At 66.9% G+C, this 15,968-nt stretch carries 12 protein-coding genes; 3 read left to right on the top strand and 9 right to left on the bottom strand.

The features are described from left to right. Window positions 1-15: 15 nt before the first annotated feature. The 5 genes from RSP45_RS09545 to RSP45_RS09565 all read right to left on the bottom strand — a co-directional run bounded on the left by RSP45_RS09545 (window position 16) and on the right by RSP45_RS09565 (window position 5,055). Window positions 16-1,131 (bottom strand): C4-dicarboxylate TRAP transporter substrate-binding protein, encoded by a 1,116-nt coding sequence (locus RSP45_RS09545; RefSeq protein WP_415391745.1) that lies wholly within the window; start codon window positions 1,129-1,131, stop codon window positions 16-18. A gap of 122 nt (window positions 1,132-1,253) precedes the next feature. Then, window positions 1,254-2,378, bottom strand: a complete 1,125-nt coding sequence (locus RSP45_RS09550) for a C4-dicarboxylate TRAP transporter substrate-binding protein (RefSeq protein WP_324328656.1) — start codon at window positions 2,376-2,378, stop codon at window positions 1,254-1,256. A gap of 60 nt (window positions 2,379-2,438) precedes the next feature. Next, a complete protein-coding gene (locus RSP45_RS09555; RefSeq protein ID WP_415391746.1) occupies window positions 2,439-3,743 on the bottom strand; it encodes a TRAP transporter large permease in 1,305 nt (434 codons plus the stop codon). 3 nt (window positions 3,744-3,746) lie between these two features. Then, window positions 3,747-4,253, bottom strand: coding sequence for a TRAP transporter small permease subunit (locus RSP45_RS09560; protein WP_415391747.1), 507 nt, complete (start codon window positions 4,251-4,253; stop codon window positions 3,747-3,749). Window positions 4,254-4,296: 43 nt separating this feature from the next. Further along, the gene (locus RSP45_RS09565; RefSeq protein WP_415391748.1) at window positions 4,297-5,055 is read right to left on the bottom strand and encodes an SDR family NAD(P)-dependent oxidoreductase; all 759 of its coding nucleotides are present in this window, start codon (window positions 5,053-5,055) and stop codon (window positions 4,297-4,299) included. A 129-nt stretch (window positions 5,056-5,184) separates the two neighbouring features. On the opposite strand from RSP45_RS09565, the gene RSP45_RS09570 reads away from it, so the two are divergent. From RSP45_RS09570 to RSP45_RS09580, 3 genes are all read left to right on the top strand, one after another. Then, window positions 5,185-5,931 carry a GntR family transcriptional regulator gene (locus tag RSP45_RS09570; protein ID WP_415391749.1) on the top strand — a complete coding sequence of 249 codons (747 nt, stop codon included), beginning with the start codon at window positions 5,185-5,187 and terminating at the stop codon, window positions 5,929-5,931. Next, on the top strand, window positions 5,928-6,542 hold the full coding sequence (locus tag RSP45_RS09575) for a glutathione S-transferase family protein (RefSeq protein WP_415391750.1): 615 nt from the start codon (window positions 5,928-5,930) through the stop codon (window positions 6,540-6,542). Before RSP45_RS09570 ends, RSP45_RS09575 begins: the two co-directional genes overlap by 4 nt. Window positions 6,543-6,673: 131 nt before the next feature. Then, on the top strand, window positions 6,674-7,300 hold the full coding sequence (locus RSP45_RS09580) for an outer membrane protein (protein WP_415391751.1): 627 nt from the start codon (window positions 6,674-6,676) through the stop codon (window positions 7,298-7,300). A 212-nt stretch (window positions 7,301-7,512) separates the two neighbouring features. On the opposite strand, the gene glcF is transcribed toward RSP45_RS09580, so the two are convergent. The 4 genes from glcF to rpoC form a co-directional block, all read right to left on the bottom strand. Beyond that, a complete protein-coding gene (glcF, locus tag RSP45_RS09585) occupies window positions 7,513-8,805 on the bottom strand; it encodes a glycolate oxidase subunit GlcF (protein ID WP_415391752.1) in 1,293 nt (430 codons plus the stop codon). Between the two features lies 1 nt (window position 8,806). Next, the gene (locus tag RSP45_RS09590; protein ID WP_415394039.1) at window positions 8,807-9,907 is read right to left on the bottom strand and encodes an FAD-binding protein; all 1,101 of its coding nucleotides are present in this window, start codon (window positions 9,905-9,907) and stop codon (window positions 8,807-8,809) included. After that, the gene (locus tag RSP45_RS09595) at window positions 9,907-11,349 is read right to left on the bottom strand and encodes an FAD-linked oxidase C-terminal domain-containing protein (protein ID WP_415394040.1); all 1,443 of its coding nucleotides are present in this window, start codon (window positions 11,347-11,349) and stop codon (window positions 9,907-9,909) included. The genes RSP45_RS09590 and RSP45_RS09595 overlap by 1 nt, the downstream gene beginning before the upstream one ends. Before the next feature lie 327 nt (window positions 11,350-11,676). Then, a complete protein-coding gene (gene rpoC / locus RSP45_RS09600) occupies window positions 11,677-15,891 on the bottom strand; it encodes a DNA-directed RNA polymerase subunit beta' (RefSeq protein ID WP_415391753.1) in 4,215 nt (1,404 codons plus the stop codon). Window positions 15,892-15,968: the final 77 nt, after the last annotated feature.

The raw sequence follows: 15,968 nt of genomic DNA on the forward strand, positions 1-15,968 counted from the left end.
TCCCGGACCCGTTGGTCACAGCGCGTGGCTGTTTTCGTCGATCTTCGAGAAGATCTCGGCGTGGATCAGCTCGGCCACAGCATCGACGTCAGAGCGGTCGATCCCGGCCAGCAGGTCGATCCACTTCTGCTCAAGCTCTTGGTATTGCTTGGCGATATCCGAGGGGTCGGCGACGTTGTAGGTCGTCTGGGTGAACTCGGGGTAAGTGGCCGCGACGGTCTGGCGGAACGCCTCCAGCTTGTCGAGCAGCGATTGTTGTGGCTCGTTGACCTTGGTGCCGCTGGCCTCTGACTGCTCCAGCGCCTGGCCGGCGGCGGTTTCATAGCCGATCTGCTGGGTGGCGATGCCCCGGGCGGTCACGTCGAGGATCTGGCGGCGCGCTTCGGGACCGATGTCGTTCCAGAAGTCCTTGTTATAGACATAGCTCACGCCCATGCCCGTCCCCAGACCGATCTTTGTCACCGACCTGATGACCTCGCCCAGCCGGGGACCGGTCACGAGATTGGTCGATTCGATCAGCGCGCAGTCAAGCGATCCACGCTCAAGCCCCGAATAGACGTCGTTGATCGGCACGGACACCGGCACCCCGCCCAGCGCGCCGGCGAATTCGTTCTGGGCGCGCCCGTTGGTGCGGAATTTCGTGCCGCGCGCATCCTCGGCGCTGACGACATCCTTCATGCACGCGAACAGGTAGATCGGGGTCGAATAGCCGCCAAGAGCCACGGTGTTGTGCCGAGCATATTCGTCGATGAAACGCTGGTCGAACATCAGCAGTTCAGTGAAGGCCAGCGAGATCGCCATCGGATCGCGCGCCAGAAACGCCAGGTCGTTCATCAGCCCCGACAGCGGCAGTTCCGACGGCGTATAGGATGCCGCGACCAGCCCGATCTGGGCCACGCCGTCACCCACGCCGCTGAGCGTCGTCAGCGGCGGCAGCAGCGAGGCCGAGGTGTGCAGTTCAAAGTCCACCTTGCCGCCGGTCGCGGTCTTGATGTCCTCAAGATACGGCACATAAGCGTCCTTGGTCAGGATATGGCCGGGGTCGAGCCACGTCGAGGCAAGATAGGTATCGGCTTGCGTCGCCGTCGAAAGGACAACAAACGACGCAAAGGACAGCAGGTACTTTTTCAAGGGCGTACTCCGTAACCGGATTGAGGCCGGCATGGCCGGGTGCGCTTGTGCTGCGTCATCCCCGGCTGACGTTGGGATATGCCGTCCGGGGCAGGGCTGCCGCCCCGGACGCGCGTCATGGCTCACAGCCCGTAGCTGTTCTCGTCGATCTTGGAATAGATTTCCGAAGCAACCAGCGCCGTCACTGCATCGACGTCGTTGCGGTCCACGCCGTCGAGCAGACCCTTCCACTTTTCTTCCAGCGCCAGATAGTCCTGCGCTACGTCGGTGGGGTCGGCGATGCCGCGGTCGGACTGGGTGCGCTGCGGATAAGTCTCGATCACCTTGGCGCGGAATGCGGCCAGTGCGTCGACCAGGCTCTGATCCGGCTCGTTGAAGGCGGTGCCGCGGGCGCGGGTCTTGTCCAGCGAATCCTGCACCGCGGCTTCGTAGCTGATCTGGGTCAGAGCGACCCCGCGGGCGGTCAGGTCCAGGATCTTGCGGCGCGCCTCGGGACCGATCTCGTTCCAGAAGCTCTTGTTATAGACATAGGTCATCCCCAGCGAGGTGCCCTGGTCCAGCAGCGTGACGGTGCGGGTGACCTCGCCGAACTTGGGCCCGTTCTCGAGGTTGGTCGCATCCCCCAGTGTGCAGTCGATCGAGCCCCGCTCGAGCCCGGAATAGATGTCGGTGCTGGGAACCGACACCGGCACCGCGCCCAGCGAGCTGATCCATTCGTTCTGCGCCGTGCCCGCGGTGCGGATCTTCTTGCCGCGGATATTGTCCGTGCTGGTGATGTCGGACATGCAGGCGAACAGATAGGTCGGCGTCGAATAGGCACCCAGCACCACCGTGCCATGCTGGCCGTATTCGTCGATAAAGCGCTGGTTGGTCATCGCGATCTCGGTGAAGGCCAGCGCCGTGGCCAGCGAATCCGTCGCGGTAAAGGCCAGGTCGTTGATCATTCCCGACAGAGGCAGTTCGGACGGGGTATAAGCCGCGGCGACCAGCCCCAGCTGCGCCACCCCGTCGCCCACGCCCGACAGCGTGGTCTGCGCCGGCACCAGCGCGCCCGAAGTGTAAAGCTCGAAGTCGATGCCGTCCTCGGTCGCGGCCTTGATCTCCGCCAGATAGGGGACATAGGCGTCCTTGGTCAGGATGTGGCTGGGCTCCAGCCAGGTGGACGCCTGATAGGTGTCGGCAGCGGCGCCCAGCCCGACGGTGGCGACGGCCAGCAGCGAGGCGGCGGACAGCAGGTATTTCCTCATGATCTCTCTCCCTTGAGTATCGGTAAACCGGTGGCGGGGCGCCCGACGGGCGCCGCCGCGCTATCGCTGCATCAACCCCGGCAGCCAGAGCGTGATGATCGGGAACAGCAGCAGGATCGCCAGCGTCACCATGTCGATCACGATGAACCAGGTGGCGCCGCGGAAGATCTCGCCCAGCCGGATCTGGTTGCCCAGTGCGGATTTGATGACGAACACGTTCATCCCCATCGGCGGCGTCACCAGCCCGATTTCCAGCAGCTTGACCACGATGATGCCGAACCAGATCAGGTTGACGTCATGGGCGAGCAGCAGCGGCCCCAGGACCGGCAGCGTCAGCAGCATGATCGAGATGGATTCGAGGAACGCCCCCATCACGATGTAGAGCACGCAAATGAACAGCAGCACCTGCCAGGTCTCGAACCCGTCAAAGGCGCCGATGATCCAGGTCGGGATGGTAGCCAGCCCCACAAAGCGTGAAAACAGCGCCGCGCCCAGCATCACCACGAAGATTTCGGCGGTGGCGGCGGCGGTTTCGATTACCGAGCGGCGAAAGATGGAAAAGCTCATCCGCCGGCGCATCACCGCAAGGACCAGCGCCAGGAACGCCCCGGCGGCGCCGGCCTCGGTCGCGGTGACGATGCCCGCGAAGATACCGCCCATCACGCCGATGATCAGCACCGGCAGCGGCCAGGCGTCGGCGATCAGGGCGCGCTTTTCCTCGGGCGTGACCTCGACCTTGACCGCAGGGGCGAGCGCGGGGTTCAGCATCGCGCGCACGGTGATCAGCGCGATGAACATCGCCGCGGTCAGCAGGCCGGGAATGATGCCGGCGACGAACAGCGCGTTGATCGGGGTGTTCAGGATGATGCCGAACACGATCATCAGCACCGACGGCGGGATCAGCGCCCCCAGCGTCCCCGAGGCCGCGACGCAGCCCGTGGCCAGCCCCTTGTCGTACCCCGCCTTCAGCATTTCCGGCGAGGCGATGCGCGCGAACGCCGCCGAAGTCGCCACCGACGACCCCGAGGCCGAGGCGAACAGCGCCGAAGCCACCACCGTTGACGACGCCAGCCCCCCGGGCAGCCAGGTCAGCAGCACCCGCGCCGCGCCGAACAGCCCCTTGGTCAGCCCGGCTTCGACCGCGATGAAGCCCATCAGCAGGAACATGGGGATGGCCGACAGATTCCAGTCGCCGATCAGGGTAAAGGGGACCGCCTTGACGATGCCCACCGCCGGCTTCCACCCCATCATCGCCCAGATGCCGACAAAGGCGGTGCTGCCCATCGCAGCCCCGATCGGCACGCGGATGCCGATCAGCCCCAGCAGGATGGCAATGCCCAGAAAACCGATTTCGATCCGTTCCATGACTTACAGCCCGTGCGAGAATTCGTGGTCGCCGCCATTGCCCGAGCGGTCGAGGTTGAAGATCTTCAGCAGCAGGATCAGGCAGGCCACGGCCAGGCCGACCGGAAGCATGAACTTGGCCGGCCAAGTGGTGACGCGCCACAGCCCGTCCACCGTCTCGTTCACGCGCCAGGCGCGCATCGCCACGTCCCAGGAAAACCACCCGAAGCCGGCATAGAACATCAGCGTGACGACCTGCCCGCATTTGCGCATGAAACGCTGCATGGCCGGGCCGACCTGATCGTAGACCAGATCGACCGAGATCGCCGAGCCGCGCGCCTCGATCCAGGCCAGCGTCAGGAACACGCAGGCGATCATGTAGTAGTTCGCCACCACCTCGGCGGTGCTGGGGACGGGCTTGTGCAGCAGGTATTTGCCCAGCACATCGGCCATGACGTGAAACATCATCAGGCCGACGGCCAGCCCGGCGATCATCCCCAGCAGGCGGGTCAGATACCCGATTGCACGCATCTCCGCTTTCTCCCCTTGGTTGGCCGGCCTGTGGGACCGGCCGCTATTGCATCCGATAGCCGCCGTTCACGTCGATCACCGCGCCGGTGACATAGCCTGCATCGCGCCCCATCAGGAACGAGACCGCCCCTGCCACGTCGCCCGGCGTGCCGATGCGGTTCAGCGGAATGTTCGCGGCAATGGCAGCGTCGTTTTCGGGCGCCAGCGACTGGCGCAGCATCGGCGCATCGATCAACCCCGGCGCCACCGCGTTGACAGTGATGCCCAAGGGCGCGGCCTCGCGCGCGCCGGCCTTGACCAGCGCCATCACCGCGCCTTTCGACGCGATATAGGCCGCGCTGGAACGATACCCCCCCAGCTGCGCCGCGACCGAGGCAAAGCCCACGAACCGGCCGCTCGCGATGCCCCGCCGCGCCGCGCCGCGCAGATATTCGCGCAGCAGCAGGAAGGTGCCGGTGGAATTGACCCGCTGGGTCAGCTCCCATTCCTCCAGGGTGATGTCGGTGATCGGCGGGCGATCGCCATTCGGCGCGAACAGCAGGATCCCCGCGGCGGCCACCACATGGTCGATGGGCGTGCCCGCCGCCTCGGCCTCGGCAAAGACCGCGGCGACGGCGCTTTCGCTGGACACGTCCAGCGCCACCGCCCGATGCCCGGTGCCGGCCAGCCCCGCCACCACCTCTTGCGCGGCTTCAAGCGACAGATCGGCCGCGAGCACCGCAAAACCATCCTCGGCCAGTCGCGCGCAGACAGATCTTCCGATGCCACCGGCCGCACCGGTGACAAGCACGATTCCATTCATGTCGAGGGGTTCCTCCGTGTTCGTTGCCGATGTAATGAACACATTATCGACCGTAGTGCAAAATATTTTTTGCGAATACCCCTAGGTATGGATACATTTCCTGCCAAACCGTCGTGAGAGGCGCATTTTTTGACCGAGCCACACACCAGCACCGAACTGGCGATGCGCAAGCTGCGAGAGGCGATTCTCAGCGGCGAGCTGCTGCCGGGCGACAAGCTGCATCAGGACCGGCTGGCCGAGATGCTGGGGATATCGCGCACGCCCCTGCGGGCCGCGCTGACTACGCTGGCCCAAACCGGGCTGGTCACCTATGAAAGCAACCGCGGCTTTGCGGTGCGCGAGTTTTCCTTTGACGAGGTCGCGGGCGCCTTTGCCGTGCGCGCCGAACTCGAGGCGATGGCCTGCCGGCTGGCCGCCGGCCGGATGACCGAGGCCGCCAATGAGCACCTGGCCCGGCTGGTTGCCGACGGCGACCGCCTGCTGGAACCGGGGCAACTTCTGCCGGGCAAGCTGGCCGAATACCGGCAGATGAACGTCGATTTCCACACCACGGTGATGCAGCTTTCCGGCAATCCCTGGATCACCAGCTTCGTGCAAAGCCTGCACAACGTGCCGGCGGCGTCCGACCGGGTGATCATGTGGCGCGATTTCCGCGTGATCGAGCGATCGCACGACGACCACCGCCGCATTGCCCATGCGCTGGCGCTGGGACAGGGCGAACGCGCCAGCGCCATCATGCGCGAACACATCACCTTTGCGCTGGAGCACCTGCACCTGCAGCTGCAGCTCTACCCGCAGGATTTCCTGCGTGTCCCCGTTTTCGACAAACCCGCGAAAGGCCGCCACGGCGGCCGCAACAAAAGGACGATTCCATGACGCTTCGCATCTTCTTTTCCCCCGCCTCGCCCTTTGTCCGCAAGGCGATGGTCGCCGCACACGAGCGGGGGGTGGAGATCGAGAAACTGCCCTCGGCCGCCTGGCCGGTGAAGCGCGACCCCAACATCGTGCGGCACAACTCGACCGGCAAGGTGCCCTGCCTGTTGCTGGAAGACGACACCCCTGTGTTCGACAGCCGGGTGATCTCGGCGCTGATCGATACGCAGGGACGCACGGGGCAGCCGCTTTACCCGCAGGACGACCGCCGCTTTACCGTCCTGACGATCGAGGCGCTGGCGGATTCGATTCTCGAGGCGGCGCTGCTGCACCGCTATGAAAACGTCCTGCGGCCTGAGGACAAGCGCTGGGACGACTGGTCGCGCGGCCAGATGGAAAAGGTGGATTCCGGGCTGGACGACTTGGAGGGCCGCTGGTTCGATGCGATCTCGGCCGAGTTCCACGCAGGCGCCATCGCGGCGGCCTGCCTGCTGGGCTATCTGGATTTCCGCTTTGCCGACAAGGACTGGCGCAGCACCCATCCGCGGCTGGCAAAATGGTTCGCCGAGGTGTCCAAGCGCCCGTCCTTGCAGGAAACTTTCCCCTCGGCCTGACCGTCTTTTCGTGCCCACCCGATGCAAAAATACAACAGTCCCAATCGAGTTGCGGTGCGATCGATTGAAGCGGAACCAGGGGCTTCCCAGCTAGGTTGCACAGCCGTGATCTGAACAGAAAGGACATGTTCATGCGGAAATATGCTGCACTCGCATCCTCGCTGGCCGCCCTGGCGGCCGCGCCTGCGCTTGCCGGCGGCTATGTCGCCCCTGTCGCCGATGTCGAGCCCGTGGTCGCCGTCACCCCCGCCCCCATCGTCGGCACCTGGGCCGGCGGCTACCTGGGCGCCAACGTGAACTATGGCAAGGCGGAGTTCGATCCGTCGGATGATCGCCCCGAGCCGGACGGCGCCAACTTTGCGCTGCGCGGCGGTTACGATTGGCAGCGCGGCAACGGCGTGTTCGGCTTGGGTGCTGAATACAACCTTGCCACGTACAAGGACGATCTTGATCTCGGAGAAGTCACCGAAGAGCACGAGCTGAAGAACGTTGGAACCGTGTTCCTCCGCGCCGGCTATGCTTTCAGCGAACAGCTGATGGCTTACGGTCTGCTGGGTTATAGCCACGCCAAGCTTGAGGCTCCCGGCATCTCCGAATCCGTCGACGGTGCGACCCTCGGCCTAGGTGCGGAATATCGGTTCAACCCGAACTGGTCGGGCTATGCGGAATATGCCTACACCGACTTTGGCGATGTGGACGCTTATGCAGCCGACCTAGACCTGAACCAAGTCAAGCTGGGTGTGAACTTCCGGTTCTGATCCCGGCCGATCCGTTCCTCCCCACGGATCACCAAAGGCGCCCCCTCGGGGCGCCTTTTTTCATGCTCGCCGCCGAGACTGCAGACGCCGTACCGCTTGCGCCGTTGCATGGGTATTTGGGCCAGAAAGAAGCTTGCTGGCCGCAGAGGGCATGGAGGTTTCTTTCTGGTCCAAATACCCATTGCGGCGGCGACGCCGCGCTGCGGTGGCGGTCAGGGTGCGGCCAGCGACGGCGGGCGGGGGCCGCCGGTTGCCCAGTCCAGCAGCTCGACGGTATGGACCACCGGCACCCCGGTGCCCGAGCCGATCTGCATCATGCAGCCGAGGTTTCCGGCGCAGATCACCTGCGGAGCGGTGGCCTCGAGCGTCGCGACCTTGCGCGATTTCAGCTGCCCGGCGATCGCGGGTTGCAGCAGGTTGTAGGTCCCGGCCGAGCCGCAGCACAGATGCGGGTCGCGCGGCTCGACCACCTCGAACCCGGCGGCGCGCAGCAGGTCCTTGGGCGCGGCGCGGATCTGCTGGCCGTGCTGCAGCGAGCAGGCGGCGTGATAGGCGACGCGCAGCGGCTGCGCATGGGCGGCGTCGGAGAGGCCCAAATCCACCATCACCTCGGTGACGTCGCGGGCCAGCGCCGCCACTTGCGCCGCATCCGCCTCCAGCGGACCCCCGGCGAACATATGCCCGTAATCCTTGACCGTGGTGCCGCAGCCCGAGGTGTTGATGACCACCGCGTCCAGCCCCTCGCCGCCGATCTCGGCCGCAAGCGCGCGGATATTCGCGGCTGCCAGCGCGTGCCCGTCGTCGCTGCGCCCCATGTGCAGGCTCAGCGCCCCGCAGCAGCCGACGTCCCGCGGGATCACCACCTCGCAGCCGTGGCGGGTCAGCAGGCGGATGGTGGCATCGTTGATGTCGGTGTTCAGCGCCCGCTGCGCGCAGCCGATCAGCAGCGCCACCCGCTTGCGCCGCGACCCTTGCGCCGCAAACACCTGCGGGCGGTCGTTGGCGCTGGGGCGCGGCAGGTGCGGCGGCGCCATGTCAAGCATCGCGCGCAGTCGCGGATCGGGCAGCGCGCGGCGGAACGGGCGGGCGATGCGCGCCCCCAGCAGCGCCGCGCGGAAGCGGCGCGGATAGGGCAGCAGCCGCGCCAGCAGCCAGCGCAGCAGCCGGTCGTCCCAGCGCCGGCGATGGTTGCGCTCGATATGATCCCGCGCATGATCCAGCAAATGCGCGTAATGCACGCCCGAGGGGCAGGTGGTCATGCAGGACAGGCAGCCCAGGCAGCGGTCAATATGCTGCACGGTCCGCGCGTCGGGGGCACGGCCGCTTTCCAGCATCTCCTTGATCAGGTAGATGCGGCCGCGGGGGCTGTCCAGCTCGTCCCCCAGCACCATGTAGGTCGGGCAGGTGGCGGTGCAGAAGCCGCAATGCACGCAGGAGCGCAGGATCTCGTTCGACCGCGCGGTGGCCGGGTCGGCAAGCTGGGTTTCGGTGAAACTGGTCTGCATCTCAGCCCTCCATCAGCCCCGGGTTCAGGATCCCCGCCGGGTCGAAGGTCCGCCGCAGCGCCGCCGAGATCGCGGCCACCCCCGGCGGTTCGGCCGGAAACAGCGGCGGCGTATCGCCCGAGGGGCGCAGCAGCATCGCCAGCCCCGTCCCCGCCGCCTGCCGGACCTGCGCAGGCTCGCCCGGGCCGCGATACCAGATCAGCCCGCCGCCCCAGTCCAGCGAGGAATCGCCGCCCAGCCGCGCCAGCGCCGCCACCGTGGCGGGGGCGTCGGTGGGCTTGACCAGGATCCGCCACAGCGCGCCCTTACCCGCGAAATGCGCCACGTCGCGCAGCCCCTTCCACAGCGCGCGGCTGGCGGCGGCGTCCAGCACCTCGGGCGTGTGGTCGCGCAGCAGCGCCGTCAGCCGCGCGCGCCGATAGGCGACCTGCGCCGCCAGCCCCTCGATTCGCAGCCAGGCGGTGCCGGCGTGGAAGGCAGCGCCGGACACCTCGAACGGTGTCGCCAGCGCCGCGGAAAACAGCGCCACCGCCTGCGCGGCGTCCAGCCCGGTAAAGGCCAGCGTTTCCTGCGCCTCGGCCAGCGGCAGGGTCTTCAGCGCCACCTCGGTCAGCACCGCCAGCGTGCCGAAGGAGCCGGCAACCAGCCGCCCCAGATCCATGCCGGTGACGTTCTTCATCACCCGCCCGCCATTGCGGATCACCCGCCCGCGGCCGTCGACGAAGCGCACCCCCAGCAGATGGTCGCGGCACGCCCCCGCCAGCACCCGCCGCGGACCCGAGACATTGGCGGCCACCACGCCGCCGATAGTGGGCTCGCCGGTGGTGCCAAGTATGGCGCGATGGTCCATCGGCTCAAAGGCCAGCGCCTGCCCCTGATCGGCCAGCAGCGCCTCGATCTCGGCCAAGGGGGTGCCGGCGCGGGCGATCAGGGTCAGTTCGCCCGGCTCGTAAGTGACGACGCCGGACAGGGCGCGGGTGGACAGCGTTGCCGCCTGCGGCAGGCGCAGCCGGGTGCCGCCGCCCGCCAGCCACAGCGGCGCGGCGCGGCCGTGGTGGTCGGCGACCAGCGCGGCCAGTTCGGCCTCGGATGCGGGGGCCATCATCGCGCCGTCCCTTCGCGCCACGGCTGGCTTGCGTCCAGCGGGAACACCTTGGCGGGGTTCAGCAGCCAGCGCGGGTCCAGCGCCGACTTGACCTCCATCTGGATCGCCATGTCGTCGGGCCCGTATTGCGCCGACATCAGGTCGCGCTTTTCGATGCCGACGCCGTGTTCGCCGGTCAGGCAGCCGCCGACCTCGACGCAGAGCCGCAGGATGTCGCGGCCAAAGGCCTCGGCCCGCTCCAGATCGCCGGGTGTGTTGGCGTCGAACAGGATCAGCGGGTGCATGTTGCCGTCGCCCGCATGGAAGACATTGGCGACCTCGAGCCCGTGTTCGCGCGACAGTTCGCCGATGCGGCGCAGCGTGAAGGGCAGTTTCGACACCGGCACGGTCCCGTCCAGGCACAAGTAATCGCCCAGCCGCCCCATGGCGCCGAATGCCGATTTGCGCCCCTTCCAGATCGCCAGCGATTCGTCGTCGTTGCGGCTGCTGCGGAATTCGACCGGGTGCAGCGCGGCGGCGATGGCGCGGATACGTTCGGTCTGCTCGGCGATCTCGGCCTCGGAGCCCTCGACCTCGACAATCAGCACCGCGGCGCAGTCGGGATAGCCGGCGCGGGCGAAGCCCTCGACCGCGCGCAGGCACACGTCGTCCATGTATTCGATCGCCACCGGCAGCAGCCCGGAACGGATGATCCGCGCCACGCATTCGCCGGCGACCTCGGCGGAATCGAAACCGATCAGCATCGGGCGCGCGCCTTCGGGGCGGGGCAGGATGCGCAGCGTCGCCTCGGTCACGATGCCCAGCTGGCCTTCGGAGCCGCAGATCAGCCCCAGCAGGTCCAGCCCCGCCGCGCCCAGCAGCGGGCCGCCGATCTCGACGATCTCGCCCGAGGCCAGCACCATCCGCACCCCCAGCAGGTTGTTGGTGGTGACCCCGTATTTCAGGCAATGCGCCCCGCCCGAGTTCATCGCGATATTGCCCGCAATGGTGCAGGCCAGCTGCGACGAGGGGTCGGGCGCGTAAAAGAACCCCAAGGACGCCAGCTCGCCGCTGACCGACAGGTTGGTCACCCCGGTCTGCACCCGGACAAAGCGATTCCTTGTGTCGATCTCCAGCACCTCGCGCAGGCGCAGCGTCGCGATCACCACGCTGTCGGCGGTGGGCAGCGCGCCACCGGCCAGCGAGGTCCCCGCCCCCCGCGGCACCACCGGCACGCCCATGTCGTGGCAGATGCGCATGGCGGCGGCGACTTCTTCCGTGGTGCGGGGCAGCACCACCGCCAGCGGCGGGCAGCGATAGGCGGTCAGCGCGTCGCATTCATAGGCGCGGGTCTCGGCCGGGTCCGAGATCACCGCATCCGCCGGCAGCACGGCTTGCAGCGCTGCCACGATCTGCGGCTTCTGCGCGATGATCCCCGCATCGGGGACCGGCATCTGGATGGTGGACATGGACCCCTCCTCCCCCTCGCGGACCGATTGGCAAGTGGTGGCATCCGCCCCGGCCCTGCGCAAGACCCATGGGTCGGCAGGCGAGCGGACAACCGAGGGCGGGGGCGTGCCGCTGCGGGATGTGTGGATGCAGGCGGGGCCGGGCTGCATCGTCTCTTGCATGGCGCTTCAGGGGTTGAGGTTTCACCGGCCTTTGCACCGCACAAGCCCGCCTGCCCCTCGCCGCTTCGTGCCCTTCTTGCCTCCCGCCCCGGAATGCGAAAGGCCCGGCGATTGCCGGGCCTATGCCTGTTCATCCAAGCCGCGCGGGCCTGTGGGTCACTCGTCCGAGGGGGCCACGTCCGCCTCGGCGGCCGGCTCCGGGGCGGCCAATGCGGCAGCAGCCTCGGCCTCGGCGCGGCGCATCTCGATCACCTCGGCGTCGCGGTCCTCGGCGATGCGGCGGATGCGGGCGCTGGCGCCGCCGGTCCCGGCCGGGATCAGCCGGCCGACGATGACGTTTTCCTTGAGCCCGACCAGACGGTCGCGCTTGCCCTGCACCGCGGCCTCGGTCAGCACTCGCGTGGTTTCCTGGAACGACGCGGCCGAGATGAAGCTGCGGGTCTGCAGCGACGCCTTGGTGATGCCCAGCAGCACCGGCTCGCCCTGCGCCGGACGGCCGCCGCGCGCCTCGATCTTGGCGTTTTCCTCGACGAACTCGTCGCGGTCCACGTGCTCGCCCTTCAGCAGGGTGGTGTCGCCGGAATCGAGGATCTCGATCTTCTGCAGCATCTGGCGGACGATCACCTCGATGTGCTTGTCGTTGATCTTCACGCCCTGCAGCCGGTAGACGTCCTGGACCTCGTCGATCAGGTAGTCGGCCAGCGCCTCGATCCCCATGATCCGCAGGATGTCATGCGGCGCGGGGTTCCCGTCCATGATATAGTCGCCCCGCTGCACGAAGTCGCCTTCCTGCACCGGGATGTGCTTGCCCTTTGGCACCATGTATTCGACGGGTTCCAGGTCCTCGTTGGTCGGCTGCACGATGATCCGGCGCTTGTTCTTGTAGTCCTTGCCGAACTTCACCGTGCCGTCGATTTCCGCGATGATCGCGTGGTCCTTGGGACGGCGCGCCTCGAACAGTTCCGCCACGCGGGGCAGACCCCCGGTGATGTCCTTGGTGCGCGCGCCCTCGCGCGGGATCCGCGCCACCACGTCGCCGGCCCGGACCTCCTGCCCGTCCTCGACCGACAGGATCGCGTCGACCGACATCGGATAGGAGAGCGGGTTGCCCTGCTCGTTGCGCACCGGCTCGCCGTCGGCGCCCATCAGGATGATCTCGGGCTTGAGATCGGCGCTGCGGCTGGTCGAGCGCCAGTCGGTGACGATCTTCTGGGTCATGCCGGTGGCCTCGTCGGTGTCCTCGCGGACCGACAGGCCGGACAGCAGGTCCACGAACCGCGCCGTCCCCGCCTGTTCGGCGATGATCGGCAGGGTGTAGGGGTCCCATTCGAACAGCTTCTGCCCGCGGGTCACCGCGTCGCCGTCGCGCACCATCAGCTTGGAGCCGTAGTACAGCTTGTGGCTGGCCAGCGCGGTGCCATGCTCGTTCAGGACGTGCAGCTGCATCGAGCGGCTCATCACGATCAGCTCGCCATTGGCGTTTTCCAGAACGGCGGTGTTTTCGAACTGCACCGTGCCTTCCTGGTTGGCCGCGATGAAGGACTGCTGCCCACCCTGCGCGATGCCGCCGATGTGGAAGGTCCGCATCGTCAGCTGGGTGCCGGGTTCACCGATCGACTGCGCGGCGATGATGCCCACCGCCTCGCCGATGTTGACCAGCGTGCCGCGGGCCAGGTCGCGGCCGTAGCACAGCGCGCAGACGCCGTCCTCGGCCTCGCAGGTCAGCGCCGAGCGGATGCGCACCGTCTGCACGCCCGCCGTCTCGATCGCGTCGGCCTTGCGTTCGTCGATCAGCTCGTTCTGGCGGACCATCACCTCGTCGCTGCCGGGGACCAGCACGTCCTCGGCCGCGACGCGGCCCAGGATGCGTTCCGACAGCGGCGAGATCACCTCGCCGTCGTTGATCGCTGCCGCCGCGGTGATCGCCGCATCGGTGCCGCAGTCGTGTTCGCGGATGATGCAGTCCTGCGCCACGTCGACCAGACGCCGGGTCAGGTAGCCCGAGTTCGCGGTCTTCAGCGCGGTGTCCGACAGACCCTTCCGCGCGCCGTGGGTCGAGTTGAAGTATTCAAGAACGGTCAGGCCTTCCTTGAAGTTCGAGATGATCGGCGTCTCGATGATCTCGCCCGAGGGCTTGGCCATCAGGCCGCGCATCCCCCCCAGCTGCTTCATCTGGCTGACCGAGCCCCGGGCGCCCGAGTGCGCCATCATGTAGACGCTGTTCGGTTCGGCCTCGGCACCGTTCTCATCCTGGCGCGGGGCCGAGATGGTGTTCATCATCGCCTCGGTCACGCGGTCGTTGCACTTCGACCACGCGTCCACGACCTTGTTGTATTTCTCGCCCTGGGTGATCAGCCCGTCGAGATACTGCTGCTCGAACTCCTTCACCTGGTCCTGGACCTCGGCGACGATGTCCCATTTGTTGTCCGGGACCACCATGTCGTCCTTGCCGAAGCTGATGCCGGCCTTGAACGCCTCGCGGAAGCCCATGCCCATGATCTGGTCGCAGAAGATCACCGATTCCTTCTGCCCGCAGTAGCGGTAGACGGTGTCGATGACGTTCTGGACGTCCTTCTTGCGCAGCAGGCGGTTGACCAGTTCGAACGGCGCCTTGGCGTTGCGGGGCAGCAGCGCGCCCAGCCGGACCCGGCCGGGGGTGGTCTCGTAGCGCTTGATGACCTCGTTGCCGTCCTCGTCGATCTGCGGCAGGCGGCAGATGATCGAGGCGTGCAGATGCACCTCGCCCGCGGCCAGCGCGTGCTCGACCTCATCGACGGAACCGAAGGCCATGCCCTCGCCCTTCATGCCGTCGCGCTGCATGGTAGCGTAATAGAGCCCCAGCACCATGTCCTGCGACGGCACGATGATCGGCGCGCCGTTGGCGGGCGACAGCACGTTGTTCGTGGACATCATCAGGACGCGCGCTTCCAGCTGCGCCTCGAGGCTCAGCGGAACGTGCACGGCCATCTGGTCGCCGTCGAAGTCGGCGTTGAAGGCCGAGCAGACCAGCGGGTGCAGCTGGATCGCCTTGCCCTCGATCAGGATCGGCTCGAACGCCTGGATGCCCAGCCGGTGCAGGGTGGGCGCGCGGTTCAGCAGCACCGGGTGTTCGCGGATCACCTCGTCCAGGATGTCCCAGACCTCGGGGCGTTCCTTTTCCACCAGCTTCTTGGACTGCTTGACGGTGGTCGAATAGCCCTGCGCCTGCAGCTTGGAATAGATGAACGGCTTGAACAGCTCGAGCGCCATCTTCTTGGGCAGCCCGCACTGGTGCAGCTTCAGTTCCGGCCCGGTCACGATGACCGAGCGGCCGGAAAAGTCCACGCGCTTGCCCAGCAGGTTCTGGCGGAACCGGCCCTGCTTGCCTTTCAGCATGTCCGACAGCGATTTCAGCGGGCGCTTGTTGTTGCCGGTGATCACGCGGCCGCGGCGGCCGTTGTCGAACAGCGCATCGACCGATTCCTGCAGCATCCGCTTTTCGTTGCGCACGATGATGTCGGGCGCGCGCAGCTCGATCAGCCGCTTGAGGCGGTTGTTGCGGTTGATGACCCGGCGATAGAGGTCGTTCAGGTCCGAGGTCGCGAACCGGCCCCCGTCCAGCGGCACCAGCGGGCGCAGTTCCGGCGGGATCACCGGAATCACGGTCATCACCATCCATTCCGGGCGGTTGCCCGATTCCAGGAAGCTTTCGACGATCTTCAGCCGCTTGATGATCTTTTTCGGCTTCAGCTCGCCGGTCGCCTCTTTCAGCTCGTCGCGCAGCTGGTCGGCGGTGGCCTGCAGGTCGATCGCCGACAGCATCTCGCGGATCGCCTCGGCGCCGATGTTGGCAGTGAAGGCGTCGGCGCCGAACTGGTCCTGCGCATCGAGGTATTCTTCCTCGGTCATCAACTGGCCATAGGTCAGGTCGGTCAGGCCCGGCTCGATGACGACGTAGTTCTCAAAGTAGAGAATCCGCTCCAGATCGCGCAGCGTCATGTCCAGCATCAGGCCGATCCGGCTGGGGAGCGACTTGAGGAACCAGATGTGGGCGACCGGGGCGGCCAGTTCGATATGGCCCATGCGCTCGCGCCGGACCTTCTGCAGCGTCACCTCGACGCCGCATTTCTCGCAGACGAGGCCGCGATACTTCATGCGCTTGTACTTGCCGCACAGGCATTCGTAGTCCTTGATCGGCCCGAAGATGCGCGCGCAGAACAGGCCGTCACGTTCCGGCTTGAACGTGCGGTAGTTGATGGTTTCGGGCTTCTTCACCTCGCCGAAGGACCAGGCGAGGATTTCCTCGGGCGAGGCGAGCGAGATGCGGATCTCGTCGAACTGCCGCGCCGGGGCGATCGGGTTGAAGGGATTGTTGGCGAGTTCCTGGTTCATCTGAATACCTTGTGAGTGGCGCGGATGGGGGAAGGTGCGTGGGGACCACGCACCCTACGGGCGGCAGGGTGCGTGGT

The organism is Paracoccus sp. SJTW-4, from assembly GCF_047716885.1.
GTDB classification, from domain to species: Bacteria; Pseudomonadota; Alphaproteobacteria; order Rhodobacterales; family Rhodobacteraceae; genus Paracoccus; species Paracoccus solventivorans.

Coding starts and splice junctions, on each gene's coding strand:
- RSP45_RS09550 (WP_324328656.1), bottom strand. CDS start 2,378: ATGAGGAAATACCTGCTGTCCGCCGCCTCGCTGCTGGCCGTCGCCACC.
- RSP45_RS09555 (WP_415391746.1), bottom strand. CDS start 3,743: ATGGAACGGATCGAAATCGGTTTTCTGGGCATTGCCATCCTGCTGGGG.
- RSP45_RS09560 (WP_415391747.1), bottom strand. CDS start 4,253: ATGCGTGCAATCGGGTATCTGACCCGCCTGCTGGGGATGATCGCCGGG.
- RSP45_RS09565 (WP_415391748.1), bottom strand. CDS start 5,055: ATGAATGGAATCGTGCTTGTCACCGGTGCGGCCGGTGGCATCGGAAGA.
- RSP45_RS09575 (WP_415391750.1), top strand. CDS start 5,928: ATGACGCTTCGCATCTTCTTTTCCCCCGCCTCGCCCTTTGTCCGCAAG.
- RSP45_RS09580 (WP_415391751.1), top strand. CDS start 6,674: ATGCGGAAATATGCTGCACTCGCATCCTCGCTGGCCGCCCTGGCGGCC.
- glcF (WP_415391752.1), bottom strand. CDS start 8,805: ATGCAGACCAGTTTCACCGAAACCCAGCTTGCCGACCCGGCCACCGCG.
- RSP45_RS09590 (WP_415394039.1), bottom strand. CDS start 9,907: ATGGCCCCCGCATCCGAGGCCGAACTGGCCGCGCTGGTCGCCGACCAC.
- rpoC (WP_415391753.1), bottom strand. CDS start 15,891: ATGAACCAGGAACTCGCCAACAATCCCTTCAACCCGATCGCCCCGGCG.